This window comes from Aeromonas sp. QDB23 (genome assembly GCF_027707745.1).
GTDB classification, from domain to species: Bacteria; Pseudomonadota; Gammaproteobacteria; order Enterobacterales; family Aeromonadaceae; genus Aeromonas; species Aeromonas allosaccharophila.
In genome coordinates this window covers 1-14,755 of the sequence record NZ_JAPCJA010000022.1, presented here as the reverse complement: position 1 = coordinate 14,755, position 14,755 = coordinate 1, and the positions used below count along the sequence as shown (strand labels likewise).

The window sequence follows — 14,755 nt, the reverse complement described above, 5'->3', positions numbered from 1 at the left end:
GTTGCGAAAGAAATGAAAGGCTTGAATATGGCCGGCAACTCATCAGCAAGGCAGACTTCGCGCAATTTATGCGCGGCGATAAACCGGCCCCGCGCCGGTTTTTTGTTTTAGCGAATCAATTAACGCCCATGGAGGCGGCCTATGTCTCTTCGTCATCCGGGTCGCAAGCAGCCCGCTCGCCAGCCCTCCCCCGCGACGGGCAACCCCGCCCTCGATCTCTTCCACCGCAACTGGCAAGCGCTCGAAAAGCTACAGGCAAAGATCGACAAGCAAGCCCTCAACGGCCGCGATATCTATCAGCGTTTCACCAGCGAAATAGAACCCCTTGAGCGTCAACAGTGCGAGCTCATCTTTGCCCTCGCCAAGCGCCTGGTCGATTTTACGGCTCGCAAGAGCTTTACCCTGTGGCAGCGGGAGACCTTGCACCACTGGATCCACGATCTCATCAGCTATATCGAGTCCAATCCGTTTCGTGGCGAGATGGATTTGGCTCCCCTCTTTCACCAAATCCAAACCAATACCGCCCTGCACATGGATGACGAACAGCTCGACTATCAGTGTGACGTTCTTACCCAGATGCTGATGGAGACTTGTGGCCACTGCCCCGATGACATCGATACCTTGCGCGAGATGCTCAAAAACCCCGATCGGTTGAACGAGTACATGATGAATGCGGCGCGCCAGCATATGGCCGAAGAGTGCAACACCGTCGATAAAGAAGAGGATGCCCGCTTCGACGATGATGAGTTGTTTGCCGATGAGCCTCTCTTCGGCACTGAGCAGCAAGATGCTTTTGCCCACGCGCGCACCCGTCGTGAGCAAGAGGAAGAGGCGCGCATCGAACAGTTGTTCAGCAAATCCAGCCTCAAGCAGCTCTATCGCAAACTCGCCCTGGCGCTGCACCCGGATCGGGAACCCGACCCCGTCATGCAGGCGGAAAAGACCCGCATCATGGGCCAACTCAGCCAGGCCTGGGAAAACAAAGAGATGTTCACCCTGTTGCAGCTGGCCCACACCCACCTGCCCGAGTTCGATAACCTGCTCAGTGACGAGAACCTCGCTTACCTCAACCCGATGCTGAAACGCCAGCTACGCGAGCTCGAAGTCAGCTACTACGGCGGGCAAGACGGGCTAATGGGCGCGGTGCTGCACAAATTCAAGCAATCATCCAAGAAAAAGACCGAGCAGGCCTTTGCCGAACATCGGGACTATTTGCTGCGTGATATCGACCACCTGACTGCCCAGCTGGCCGAGATCACCACCCTGCAGACCCTCAAACCCTATCTGGCGGCCCGCTGGGATCAGCAGCAAATGAGGTGGGATGAGGAAGAGGACGATATGGAATGGCTGTTTAGGTAACGGCCAGCGGTGACCGACCATCTCATCAATCAATCAAGGCGCCACTGGCGCCTTGATTGATTTCACACTGCTGGTTTTTACACTGATCGTGCTATCGGATAGCCAGCCTTAAATCAGGGTCACCTGACGCGCTTTGCCATCAGGCGCCAGCGCCTGTTCCTCATCGTGGATAGTTGTGAAGGGCTCAGGGGAAATGGCGGCTGCCGATGCGATTTTGCGCTGCTGATATTGGGCCAGACGCAAGTCCAGCAGCTCTTGCACCATGCGATGCAGAGGATCGATATCCTCCTCACTCACCGCGAAGCGTGGGCAGAAGCGATCCTCCCTTACCTCGAACCAGTACTCCCCCTTGGCGCCTGGATTGCCGCCACTGCTGAACTTGATCGGATTGCTCTTCCAGTAACTGAGCCAAGCCGGGCTGTCGGCGCTCAGGGCTTGCTGCTTGGCCGGCAGATCGAGACGGGCCAGCTCGGGATGCCGCTCGAACAGGTAACGGGAGTGGCTGGCCAGCGCTGCCAAGGTGGGTGGCTCACGCAGACCGTCGAGTTCGAGCAAGGCCAATAGCAGGATCAACTTGAAGCTCTTGTTGAGCGCGGTGTTCTCCACCCCCGCACGCAGAAAGTCGCCGTGCCGGTTCAGCACGCGCAGCTCCTCCTCCCCCAGATCGCCCGCTTGGGCGAGCAGCTCAAACCAGCCCCCCTGTTTTTGGGTATCGAAACGCAGTTGCTCACCCAGCCGGGCAACCCAGGTTTGCCGCGCAGTGGGACGATAACCGAGGTACTCCTTGAGGATCTGATAGGTCTCAAGCAGAGTCGGTTGCTGCTGCCTTTTTAACAGCGCTAGCAACGGAAGCAGCTTGGGATCCAGATTGATAAAACAACCTGCCGCCAGCGTCATCGCCCTGTTTGCGTGCGTTGGCGAGTAGGTCAATTGCGTTTGCAGCAGCTGAGGCTTGTAGAGACACGCCTTGTGATTGCCCACCAGATCGATCACCACCAGGCGTTCTTTGCCTTGATAGAGGCGCAAGCCCCGCCCCAACTGTTGCAGGAACACGATGCGCGACTCGGTGGGACGCAGCATCAGCACGGTATCGATGGCGGGCAAGTCGGTGCCTTCGTTGAACAAATCTACCGAGAAGATGATATCGAGCTCGGCGGCGGCCAATTGCTCCTGGGCGGCTTGTCGCCCCTGACGGGAGCCCGCATAGACGGCTACCGCCCGCACTCCGGCTTGCTGGAAGACGCTGGCCATAAAATCGGCATGACGGGTCGAGATGCAGAAGGCCAGCGTGCGCTGCTGGCGTAAACGTCGCCACTGGCTAAGGGCGTGCTGAGCCCGCTTCTGACTGGCGAAGGCACTCTCCAGCGCATGGGGGTCAAACTGACCGTTGCGCCAAGGCAGCGCGGCATAGTCGATAGTGTCATCCAAAATGCCGTGATAGGTGAGCGGCACCAGCATCTTTTGCTCAATGGCGAGCGCCAGCCCCCGTTCAAAGACGAGATTGTTGTCGCACAGCGCCAGAATATCGGCCTGATCGGTGCGGTCAGGGGTCGCGGTCAGCCCGAGCAGGAAGCGGGGCTTGAAGTGGTTTAGCAAGCGCCGGTAGGAGGGTGAGGCGGCATGATGAAACTCATCGACCACCACGTAATCGAAGTGATCCGGTGCAAAGCGCAGCAGATGCCGACTCTTGCCCAGCGTCTGGATGGAGGCAAACAACCAGTCGGCCTCATCCTGCTGCTGACCGTGATAGAGGCCAGAATTTGCCTGCGGCGCCATGTGCAAGAAGGTCTGGCGCGCTTGGGTCAGGATCTCCTCCCGATGGGCAACAAACAGCAGGCGGGCCGCCTGCATCTGGCGCACATCAAAAGCCGCGAGCCAAGTCTTACCAAGGCCGGTCGCCATGACCACCACGCCCCGTTTATGCCCCTGTGCCCGCGCGGCTTGCAGCGCCATCAGCGCCTCTTGCTGCACGCTGTTGGGGATGGGGGCTTCACGCAGCTGCTCGGCGCTGCTGCGATGATCCCCGGTGAGCACCCGCAACTCCCGCAGCGCGCTCTGCCGATAGCGAGCGAGGTAGCCATCTATCCAGTCGTGGGTAAGGAGCACGACCCGCGCGTCTTGCGCCAGCCGCTCGATTTGAGCCGCGAGCTGACGCAGGCTGTGATGCGGCTCGCTGGGTCCGCTCGGCTCAGCCCTGAGCGACCAGTTCCACTCCAGCGACTCGGTAAGGGCGGCGGCAGAGATATTGCTGGAGCCGAGAAACGCCTGACCACCGAGCACCGCTGGCGACCCTTCCTGGCCAACTTGCTGGCCTAGGTACTGGGCTGCGTGCTGGACAAACAGATAGGACTTGAGGTGAAAACCGCGATTGCCCTGACTCTGGTAGATCAGCGCGCAAGAGCGAGCGGGATCAAATTTGAGCAACTCGCGCAGCGCCACCGGCTGGGTCACCTCCAGATAGTCCGAGGTGATCACCCGAAGCCGTGCTCCTCGCGCCAGCGCCTCGTGCAGGGCACCGCGCAACAACACCAGCCCGCTTTGGCGAATAAAGGAGACACACAACTCAATGCGGCTACCCTCGCCACAACGGGCGATGGCGTCCAGCAGATGTGGCAACAGGGGATCGTTGAACTCCGGATCCCCCGCCTCTCCCCCGCTGATGAGCACGGGTGCACTCATGACCCGACCTTGCGCACGATGGCGTTAAGCCAACACTCCTGCTCGCGGCCGGGGCGTCGATCCGCAGTCTGCCAGATCTCGACCTCGCTCAGCGGCAACGGCGTTATCAGGGCTTGCAGCCCCGCCTCATCCAACTGGGTGAAGGCTCGGCCATCGCGCTCGGTCTCGTCTACCCCATATTTGAACGAGCAATAGAGCAGACCACCGTCGGCGAGTTGCTGGCACAGATGGACCATTACGGCATCCAATTCGGCACGGGGAACATGCAGCAGACTGGCACAGGCCCAGATGGCATCGACCGGCGCGGGAGCCACGAACTGATCGAAACGGCACAGTTGCACCGGCTGACCAAGCAGGCGCTCGGCGCGCAGGGCCAGCTCCGCGCTGGCATCGAACGCAGTGACCTGAAAGCCCTGCTCTCGGAAGTAGAGACTGTCCCGACCAGAGCCGCAGCCCGCATCGACGATATGAGCGCCGGGAGCGAGCAGAGGCAGGAAGCGCTGGTAAAGCGGCTGCATATCGACCGACAGCGTGCCTTCGACGAAGCTATCGGCGTGTTGGTTGTAGTAATCGATAGACATAGTAAGCAGGCACCTAGCAGAAAACGCTCAGATTAACAGAGAGTTAGGGGTAAAAAAATCGAGTCAGTGCCATTTCAGACAATCCGCAGTACGGGAAGGCCAACTGGCACCTTCTTCGCTATTCATAAATGCTCTATTGACCCTAACGGCGCTCAGTTCATGCTATCAAAAAGAGTGTTATTCTAAGCCTGAGAGCACGGTAGCTCTATGAAGCCAGATCACCAAATCGATCATTTCTACTATTTGGCCAAGATGTACGCTGCGTCAGCGATTCATCATGGCGGTCTAATAGATCAGAACCACAGTCTGGGTTCACTTTGCGCCCAACACTGCTGGCGGTGTGCTCTGCCCATCACATCTAACTTGCCCCAAGGAGTTGGTGCGACAAGTTGTGCCATTGGAGGACCGCAGGTTGCCGAGGCTATCTTTACGCCAGGTGACGGTCTCACCGGTGCTGGGATTGCTGACCCGTACATTGCCTAGACTATCTTTGCGGTAAGTGGTGCCTTCGCTGCTGCGCACATTGCCGAGAGAGTCTTTGCGCCAGGTGGTGCCGCTTTGCGAATCCCTGACGTTGCCGAGACTGTCCTTGCGCAGGGTGCCGCTATTGCCATCATCACACTGGTAGCGGGTATTACCGAGGCTGTCTTTGCGATAGGTACAGTCGGCGGCCCCGGCACTCTGGACCACCAGCAGTAACAGGGCACCAGCTAATACGCCGAGCGGGGGTAACGAAGGTGACATAAACATGCTCCTTGGTTGGGGCTGACTGGGACTCTCTTCAAGCGGGTCCAGTATATGCCGCCTCAATACCCATGCCGATACTGGTTACATACACATGTCGCATTTTGGAGCAGATGCGGGGTGTCTGATCACCGAGCCGGCGTTTATCGGCGGGGTCTGCTGGACGACGATGGCAATGGGTTGCAACCCAGACAATCAAGGCGCCTGTGTAGCGCCTTGATTGTTTTACGTGATCTGCATTGTTAAACGACTATGCCGTCGGCGCCGTTTCCTCTATGGCAATCGTGCCGGGCTCTTCCAGAGCCTCGACGATCAATGACAACCGATCCTGTTCGAAGTCCATATGCATGGCGTCCAGTTGCGGCAGTGTCTTGCTGGCCTTCGCCGAGAGTTTGTTGAATCTCTCCACTTTGCCATACAGCCCTTGCTTGCCCACCAGCGCCTTGACCGTGTTGTTGTAGTGATTGCTGGCGGTGTTGAGCGTGCCGCCCAAGCTGCTCAGACGTTCGGCAACAAGGCAGACCTGGTTGTAGATGTCGCCGGCTTTTTCACTGATCTCGCGGGCCTCCGTATTGCTGCGTTCGATCATCCACAGATTTGATACCGTGCGCAGGATGGGGATCAGGGTCGTATGTGAGACCAGTACGATGCCCTTGTTGTATCCATACTCGAACAAATCCTTGTTGTGCTTCAACGCTTCGATATAGGCGGGTTCAATCGGCATGAACATCAGCACAAAGCTGGGGCTGTGCATGCCAATCAAGTTGATGTAATCCTTCGATGCCAGATCGTCGATATGCTTGCGCACCGCTTTGAGATGCTCTGCCATCGCCAGCTGATACGCCTCTGGGCTCTCGGCCGCTACCGCCCGATCATAAGCCACCAAAGAAACCTTGCTGTCGATGATGATGTGTTTGCCATCCGGCAGTTTGATCAGATAGTCGGTCTGCTTGTGCTTGCCTTCCGCATCCTTGAAGCTGCTCTGCACTTCGTAGTGGGCCGCTTCAATCAGGCCACTCATCTCCAGTGTGCGGCGCAGTTGCGCTTCCCCCCAGGCTCCGCGCTGCTGGGAATCGCCCTTGAGGGCCGACGTGAGGTTGTTGGCCTCCTTGCTCATATTCAGACCAATTTCCAGCACCTTCCGGATCTCGGCATTGAGCTGAGCGCTGCCTTGCACCGAGACATCGTGCACCTCGTTGATCCGTTTCTGGAATCCTTCGATCTGCTCGCGAAATGGCTTGAGCAGGCTATCGATCCCGATCTGGCTGCTCTGAGTGAACGCCTTGCCCTTCTCGTCGAAAATCTTGTTGGCGAGGTTTTCAAACTCCTGTGCCAGTGTCTTCTTGGCATCGGCAAGTTGACCCAGCTGCTCCTGGAAGTGCTCTTCCCGCTTTTGCAGCGTGGTCTTGAGCTCGGTGTGTTCGTTATCAACCTGATGCAACCGCTCCTGCAGGCCGAGAATGGCGTTCTCACGCTCTTTCAGGGTCTGTTTGACATCCACCAGTTGTTCACGGACTTCGCGCTCCGCGCTCTGCAGGGATTGCGCATGTTTGCCTTCATTGGCCAACTTATCCTTGAGCTGGCTGATCTCATCATGGGCTGCTCGGTTTTGCCCATCAGCCAGATTCAAGCGTTCACGCAAGTCAGCGATCTGCTCTTTCTGACCACGGTTTTCGGCCTGTGCCGTCTCCAGACGCTTCTCCGCGTCATGTTGCTGCTCCTTGGCCGCGCTCAACTGCTGCTGCAAGGCCTCGCTGGCAGCCTTACGTTCGCTCAATTGCGTCGCCAACTCTTGCAGCTGCTCTTTGGCACCCTCTAGCTGGGTCTGCACCTTGCCGGCCTCCACCTGCTGCCCATGACATTGTTGTTCCGCCGCCTTGAGCTGCTCCTGAGCCTGTGCCAATTGCTGTGTCAGCAAGCCCTGTGCCTGCTGTGCCTGCCCCAGTTGGCTAGTGAGCTGACCGAGCCGGTTGCCGTGGCGCAGCGCCGCCACAAAGTAGCCAATCACGCAGCAAGCGACTGCAATGATGACGCTGATGACAATGATCTCCGTAGTCCACTGGCTGATTTGCATGAATACTCCTTAAGCGTGCTTGAAAGGCAGATGTAAGTGGTGCGAATAGTGCTTTTGCCCGGCGATAACCACGATAATCGCGTCAATGCCTATGCTGGCCACTACTGTGCAACAGGCTAACACGCCCGATTTCATGGAAACCGATGGTGACTCACTCTCCCGCCTGCTGATGCTCAACTGAGCAGAATGTTTATTAAAAATCCCGTTGGATGGCGACGTTCACAGGCTTGTCGGCCGCACCTTTGAGCATGGCGTCGAGCTTGTCGACGGGCTGGGATGGTATGCGGTCCCCGGGGTTGGCTCATCTTCCTATTCGACGTCTTCTTCGTCCGCTCGCGCGTGGCTCATGGCGCGGCCTTGGGCCGCAAACTCATTGCGACGCGCCCAGCTGAAATCCGCCAACACCAGATCCGGGTAATAGGCGCTGTTAGTGCCCATCATGACGCTGACCACAAAGTCCTGTATCACCTTCAAATACTGAATGAGGCCGTCCAGCGTGGGAGATGGCGCATGGATAAAGGCCAGGATCACCTCGGATACCTGAATGCCGACGGCAGCCAGCCCCTCACTGAGCGTGAAGGCGAGATCTTCCCCTGCATGCCACCCCTCATCCAACTCGAAGTAATGGATGAGGGCCTTGCCAAGTTGCTCCGCCGTGCGCCACGCCTCCAGGCCGTGCACCTCCCCGGTCTGCCTGCTGATCGCACGCGTTACCCGTTTATTTTCCTCCACAACATCGGCAACGCTTCGCGCTGGGATGCCCTCGATATGCGGCGCCACCCCCTTGCAGAGCAGACAATGGAAGAAGGGAAACAGCAATTCATGCACGACGCTGGGCGAGCCGAAATAACCCGCTTGGGACGCCGTTTGCAGCATCTGCGCAAAGCCATCGGCGGGGACTTGCCCGGCGGCATAAAAGGCAATTTCGCTTTCGATGATCGATTTGGCCTCCTCCAAAGACCAGCCGAAATGATCAGGATCCAGCGACAACCGCATTCTCGATGCCAGCCACCAACCTTCACTGTCACGAACAAAGAGCACTTCCGCCGCCTTGCTCCCCGTCCAGCTCCGGTATAGGTGGAGAGTTTCTCCTTCGAAATAGCAGAACCATTTGTACTCCATCGCCGGAGGGATAAATCCCTGTCGGATGTTGGCCATCTGCTCATCGCGAAAGCGCAGGCTCAGCGGAAGGGTGAGCGCATCTCGATGCAATGGTTGTAACCCTTGCCAATCATGCCGTGTCGCCGCCTTCATCCTTTATCTCCCAAGTCATCAGTTAAAACCCAGATGACTATATCGTTCGAGCAAAGCCGCTTCGATACTGGGGTTTTGCACATGTCGTATTTTCAAGCAGATATTTTCAAACTAATAGACAGATAAGAGGCAGGCGAGACGGACGGGGCAGTTCCTCACAACCACACGGCTTCCTGCTCCAGCGCCATCCCGCTGGCTTGCATTGACCGGATCAATTGCTTCACTTCCACGTCGAAATCGGCTGTCGCAGGGTGTGCCAGCATGGCGTTGAATTCGCGCTGGGTATCCTGCCAAAGTGTGGTACAACCGAAACGCTCGAGACGAGATGGCCACTCGGGCATCAACCACAGGGCCACGCTGTGGCCAAGACGGCTGCGAAGCCGGGCAAAGTTGAGCAGACCCACTCCGTCGTAGTCGGGAAAGAAGTGGATCGCAGGCGCCCGCTGGTGCAAGGCGAGCCAATCCAACAATGTGTTGGGCAATTGGCCACTGTAATAAGCAACACTGGCGGGCTGGGCGCAGGGTAGCCAGTCCAGCTGGTCAAACAGCGCCTGATTTTCCACAAGCCATAGCGGATGTTCGGTATACCAGGTGCTGTCGGCGTGCACAGTCAGAGCGGCGACGCCCAGTTGATCGGTGCTCAGTCGCAAGTCCAGCCGGTTGTCTTTATCGTCTCGCCACGCCACCTGACCGGGACCGGCCTTTAACAGCAGATAGCTGAACTCATGCCCATGATCTGCCCCCTTGCTACGGCGAGTGGCGGCGATGTTACGCGCTCGGCGTGGCAGACCATCGACCAATTCGGCTTGCTCTATCGGCACCAGTTGTCGCCACTGGTGTTCCACCACGGCGGGCAGCCTTATCTCAAATACGACTCCCCTGCCCTCGGGCCGCATCTGTATGCTGCCGGTAGCGCGGGCAAAGCTGCTCAGCTCACGTCGTTGCCCCTCGCTCAATTGAGAGCTGGCAAGCCCTCCTCCAGGGGCTTGGCGCAATTTGCGCAAGGCGGCGATCAAACTACGGCTCATGGTCGCTCCTTGGGAGCAAGCACCAGCCAGCTCTGCCGATTGATATGGTTCTTGCCGGCATGGTGATGGATAGGTACGCAATAGCGTGCCGTGGTCAACGGAGCTGGCGAGGCGCAGATCAGGGCAAAACCGAATTCTGCCGCCACATCGATCAGATTTTTCTGGTTGCGGGTATCCAGCGCCAGCGCCTCATCCAGATAACAGATGGTGCGGATGCGCTTGTTCTTGTGATGCATCAGGTGGAGCATGGCCAGCCCGGTCACCAGCTTGGCCATCAATACGGTGCCGTTGGAGGCCGCACTGTCTATCTCGGTGAAGGACTCCTCCTGCTGATCCTGCTTACCTATCACAAACTCCAGGCGAAACAGATCGGCGACACGGAGCCCTTGCCGGGCATTGCCCTCATCAAACAAGGTCTGTTTGGCGCGATCCAATCGCACATCATCCAGCACGCTTTGCTGATTAAACAGATCGAAGCTCTCCCCCGTCTCCACCTGAGCGGACTTATCGAGCAGAGTTTCGATGGCTTCCACCAAGTGTGCTTCATCCCTGGGCTCGATTTTGAAAACCCTGAGGTCGGACAGTTGGCGCTGACTCACCAGCCGGTTGAAGCCTCGCATCTGCGCCTTGAAAGCATTCAGCCCCTGTCTGAGCTGTTTAAGGCTGGCGGTGACATTGATCACGGCACTGCGGGCCTTCTTCTCCAATGCCTCGGCTTCTTTTGGCAACATCTGATGGAAATCGAGGATCCGGCTCCACTCCTCGTCCTGATTCGGACAGTGTTCATACTTGGTGAGTCCGCCAGCGTGCAAATCCTGCAAACCGCGCTGCAACGCGCTGTTCAACGCCGACAATTGACGACTATCAGCCTGGAATTCCTGCAAACGGGTATATAGGGTATCCAGCGTGCTGGTGGCGCCCCCGAGCCAGGGATGGTAGGAAAGAGATTCCAGATAACCGAATTCTGGCCCCTGATCCTCGCGCTGGTTACGCATGGTGACGATGCCGTTATGCTCATCATTCAGTCGCATCTGCGCTTGTCGCAAAGCATTGAGTTGATCAACCAAGCTCAATTGCTGCTGGTTAATCGCTGCCAGCTCGGCCTGTAGCCTATCCAGCTCTTGTTTATGGGCTATCAATTGCTCTGCTCGCTGGTCACTCTGGGCCAATAGATGCTGCCAGGTGTCGAAGTCGGCCAGCTCCTGCCGCAGTTGTTGCTGCTCCTGCTCTAATCGTTGCTTGTGTGCCTCGGCCTGATGGCGCTGCTCGGCTGTTTGCCGCTGCTCCTCCAAACTGGCGATATGCCTGTCGGTATCCCTGATCTGCTCCTCCAGCTCGGCTTCACTGAGTTGCTGAAACTGGGGATGCAACCGATGAAGGTTAATGCGCAGGCCAGCCAGCATCAGCGTCTCGCTCGGCGCCTGTGACAACTGTTGTTTCAACCGGGGCATATCAAGTTCGAAATCTGCCGGTCCCAACTGCATCACTCCGGCCTGGAGCACCCGGTTTAGTCGCAGTAACTCCTCTTCACTCAGATGCTCAGCCATGTGTCGATAGAGATTGTCGGCCAAAGTCTCCTGCTGCCGATGCAGGCTCATCGACAACTGCTGTTGCCGACGTAAATCTCGCCTTATGTCCTCTACGCTGCGGCTCTTGACCTGCCCCAGCAGGGTGATCTGAGCCTCCAAATTCTCCTTGACCGCCGCCAGCTGTGTTTCAAGTTGCTCACGTCCCGAAAGCAGGGTAAACCGACGCTCCAGCTCCGCTTGCTGCTGATTGAGCGCCAGCAGCTGAGTATGGGACTGCTGTTTTACGAGCCGTTCGACACTCAGCTCCTGAATACGGCTCCCCGATTGCTTTTGTGCCGTCTCGCATTGCAACACCTTGGCTGCCAATTCCTCTGCTGTGGACTCATAGTAGGAGTGCCACTGCTTGAGGTCTTCTTCTATCTGTGGGCACCAGACGATGAGCTTGCCTCTGAGCGTCAAACGCTCTTGCACTTGTTTGGCCAAGCTCAGGATCCGTGCAGACTGATTGACCGCCGCCTGATACTGAGCCCGTTCACTATTGACCTCGCTAAATGCCTTTTCCCACTCTTGCCGAAAGTCGATGGCCGCATCCGACAAGTCCCGTTTGAAGATTTCCAACAGATAATTTTTGACATCGGCCGAGGTGAGCCTATCCAGCCGTAAGGTACGAGTGAGGACCTGTCGATAGGCAGCAGCATCCGATTGATGCTCCAGATGAAAGAGGGTGAAATCGGGCTCGCTGGCGGCCCGCTTGCGACGACCACCATACAGGGCATCGCGAAAATCATTGGGACTCTTGTAGACAAACACCAGCCGCTGGCGCGTGGCCAGGTGGTTTACCAGTTGGGGCTCCGCCACCAGAGCGCCGCCGTCCAACCGATAATCATCCAGATCCAACGCTCCCTTGTAGGCAAAGTACTGATAGTCATGGCTAACCCCCTTGCCGACACATCCCAGCACCACGGTCCCCGTTTCTGGCAGACAGGCTTCCAGCAGTATGTAGGCGCTGTTGTTGGGGAAGTAGAATCGTTTGGACTTCTCCAGATCGTGGGCGCCAAAGTCCATGCGTCGCTGGTCGATGATCAATAAAAACTGCAGCGCGTTGATGAGGCTGGTTTTACCTGTGTTATTGGGGGCGATGAGTGAGACGGCAGCATCCAGCGGCAACTCGGCTCTCTGATACCCGGCACTGCCCAACAATACCAGACGCTCAAACCCGTACTGGATCATGCTTCCTCCTCCTCATCCAAACCCACCTCTGCCGATTCATCTTCCTCGCCACCCTGCGGCTCATCGAATGAATCGTCTTGGCCAGATGCGCTCAACGATTCGAAGTGTTCCAGATAGCGATAGACCGCCGGCAATAACTGCCAATAACCGTTAAGTGACAACGCAAATCCGAGCTTGACCGCGCTGTCCAGCAACGCGATGAAGCCATCCAGCTCCAACCCCTCGGCCTCAAGGATCTCCTGATGATGCTCGTGAGCCTTGGCCAGCAAGGCCTTGTCTACCCGCCACTCCGTAAAGCGGGACAAGGGTCTGCCCTCATCAGCCTGGGTATCAAACAAGCACATCCATAACAACGCCAGGCGCTTGCTAGTCTTGCTGGCTTGGCTGCCGGACTCCTCGATATGAAACCAGGCATAGCCACGTGGCTCGACTTTAAGCTCAAACCCCAGGGCGGCAAAAATAGCCTGATAGCTTTCCTGACACCGCTCCAGCTCGGCCCACAGGGCAGGCTCCGCCACCCGGTTGAGGTGCTTGCCGCTGTTGAACAGGCGAAACAGCTCACTCAGGGCACCGAGCGACTCCAGATGCGAAATAGAGGTAATCATGATCTCTGGATCCTGTTGGGGTGATAACTGACCAGCACCTCTTGCAAATCCGTTGTGGTGCTATCTGGGTGAAGGCTCGCCAGCCAAAGAGGCTCACGCACCAGTTCGTGGTAGAGTCGCAACAAGGTGGCATCCGGCTGCTCGCCATAATGCTGTAGCAACCAGAGCATCAGGTTCTCCACTGGCAGGCTCTCTTGCAGGTGTTGTTTGAGGGTCTCGTCATCAATGGGCTCTACCAGTGAGGCGTCGAAGGGGACCTCCGTCGGGAAACGGATGAGTTCCGGTATGTACGCCAGGGCGCTGGCCATAAAATCCTTGACCTCGAAGCCTACACTAACGCGTCGCGGTCGCTCCTGCCGCCAGACAGGCAAGGCCCCCTTCGTATTGCGCAACGGCAGAGCTCGCGTGAGGCCACGTTTGCGCACACGCCCCAACAACTGGCTGATGGCGGCAGACAGGCCATTATGCTCGCGCAGCTCTTCACGCAGCGGCAGCAAGGTGGCGGCACATTGCTGGGCTACCAATCTTCCCAACCGCTGCAACTCCTTGGCTTGATAAGAAACCTGACGCAACTGTAACTGGTGGGTATAAAGCCCACCTTGTATGGTGATGGCCTCTACAGCCCGATCCAGAGCCCTCTCCGCCTGCTCCAGAAAGGGATAGAAGTTGCCCGCAAGCCCGGAGTCCATCATCTCGTTCATGGGCTCCACATACTGGTCATAGGCTTCAAGCACTGAGCGATAACGTTGCGCTATTGGCATGGCTGCATCCGCGGATTTAGCCTGTTCGGCCAGCTCCAATATGGCATGGCGATCCTGATCCAATTGCAAACTGATCTGCCGCAACAGGTCTGACATCTTGGCTGAGCCCTGACGCAAATAATCGGGATTGAGTGGTTCAGAACCTTCCAGTATTTGTGCTGTCGCTTGTTTGATGGCCTCGATACGCGCCTTGAGCACGGCAGAAAGCCCTAACTCATGCTCACGTAACAGCCCCCGCGCAAACTCTTGCACCAAGGGGTTGACCTGCAGGGTATCGGTTCGCTCAAGCCACTGCAGGACATCGCTGCTACATAGGCTGCGCAAGATTTCTCCACACTCAGGCTCGCTGTCACTGCCCCGGCTGGACTTGCCAATTAGCCTCAGCACCATCGCCTCATCGAAAGCAGGCCATTCCCGCGAAGCCCGAACCAATGCTTCGATGACGTCCCAATGTTTATGCAGTTGGAATATCAGACTTTTGGGATTTGCCATTCGGTATCCTTGTTCGCTCCCTTGGCCCCAGTCCAAAGAATCATACGATGGACGGCTGGCGTCATTTGACCACAAGAGCATAGAAAGCAACCCAGCTGGCAACAATACTGGATACTTCTACATGTCGTTTTTTCAAGCAGATATCTGACGACTCCGGTCTCCCTTACCGCCATTGCTGCAAATGCTCAAACGCTGAGTGTGGGCCGGACTACCGCCAGGATGTTGGCTTGGATCACGCCTCCAGCAGGCAGATCATGGATGATCGGTATGGAAAATACTCGACGGTAGTGGTCAGTCAACTACCAACGGAAGAGTGGTACGCGAGCTTGGGGGACAACACCCCTGGCAGATGCGATCCTGGACCGGCTGATGCACAACGCTCACCGGCTGTCACTGAAGGGAGAATCGATGAGAAAGAG

At 57.3% G+C, this 14,755-nt stretch carries 10 protein-coding genes and 1 pseudogene; 2 read left to right on the top strand and 9 right to left on the bottom strand.

Features of this window, described 5'->3' with window-relative positions:
- Positions 1–141 precede the first annotated feature (141 nt).
- Positions 142–1,359, top strand: a complete 1,218-nt coding sequence (locus PG888_RS11310) for a J domain-containing protein (RefSeq protein ID WP_104453005.1) — start codon at positions 142–144, stop codon at positions 1,357–1,359.
- A gap of 108 nt (positions 1,360–1,467) precedes the next feature.
- Here PG888_RS11310 and PG888_RS11305 read toward each other — a convergent pair whose 3' ends face one another.
- From PG888_RS11305 to PG888_RS11265, 9 genes are all read right to left on the bottom strand, one after another.
- A complete protein-coding gene (locus PG888_RS11305; protein ID WP_246875594.1) occupies positions 1,468–4,038 on the bottom strand; it encodes a DEAD/DEAH box helicase family protein in 2,571 nt (856 codons plus the stop codon).
- A complete protein-coding gene (locus PG888_RS11300) occupies positions 4,035–4,619 on the bottom strand; it encodes a class I SAM-dependent methyltransferase (RefSeq protein ID WP_005330546.1) in 585 nt (194 codons plus the stop codon). Before PG888_RS11300 ends, PG888_RS11305 begins: the two co-directional genes overlap by 4 nt.
- A gap of 312 nt (positions 4,620–4,931) precedes the next feature.
- Positions 4,932–5,363 carry a hypothetical protein gene (locus PG888_RS11295; RefSeq protein WP_021140579.1) on the bottom strand — a complete coding sequence of 144 codons (432 nt, stop codon included), beginning with the start codon at positions 5,361–5,363 and terminating at the stop codon, positions 4,932–4,934.
- A gap of 250 nt (positions 5,364–5,613) precedes the next feature.
- Complete coding sequence (gene rmuC, locus PG888_RS11290) at positions 5,614–7,437, bottom strand: DNA recombination protein RmuC (RefSeq protein WP_005330548.1); 1,824 nt, start codon at positions 7,435–7,437, stop codon at positions 5,614–5,616.
- 309 nt (positions 7,438–7,746) lie between these two features.
- Positions 7,747–8,691, bottom strand: coding sequence for a hypothetical protein (locus tag PG888_RS11285; RefSeq protein ID WP_021140991.1), 945 nt, complete (start codon positions 8,689–8,691; stop codon positions 7,747–7,749).
- 155 nt (positions 8,692–8,846) lie between these two features.
- Entirely contained in the window at positions 8,847–9,719 is an 873-nt protein-coding gene (locus tag PG888_RS11280; RefSeq protein ID WP_128313233.1) for a DUF7281 domain-containing protein, read from the bottom strand.
- Positions 9,716–12,478: a hypothetical protein gene (locus PG888_RS11275; protein WP_197971467.1), complete on the bottom strand. Its 2,763-nt coding sequence runs from the start codon at positions 12,476–12,478 to the stop codon at positions 9,716–9,718. The genes PG888_RS11280 and PG888_RS11275 overlap by 4 nt, the downstream gene beginning before the upstream one ends.
- On the bottom strand, positions 12,475–13,083 hold the full coding sequence (locus PG888_RS11270; protein WP_005330555.1) for a condensin complex protein MksE: 609 nt from the start codon (positions 13,081–13,083) through the stop codon (positions 12,475–12,477). Before PG888_RS11270 ends, PG888_RS11275 begins: the two co-directional genes overlap by 4 nt.
- Positions 13,080–14,336, bottom strand: a complete 1,257-nt coding sequence (locus PG888_RS11265) for a hypothetical protein (protein ID WP_103858836.1) — start codon at positions 14,334–14,336, stop codon at positions 13,080–13,082. Before PG888_RS11265 ends, PG888_RS11270 begins: the two co-directional genes overlap by 4 nt.
- 248 nt (positions 14,337–14,584) lie before the next feature.
- On the opposite strand from PG888_RS11265, the pseudogene PG888_RS11260 reads away from it, so the two are divergent.
- Positions 14,585–14,755, top strand: a pseudogene (locus PG888_RS11260) (ATP-binding protein); the annotation flags it as partial.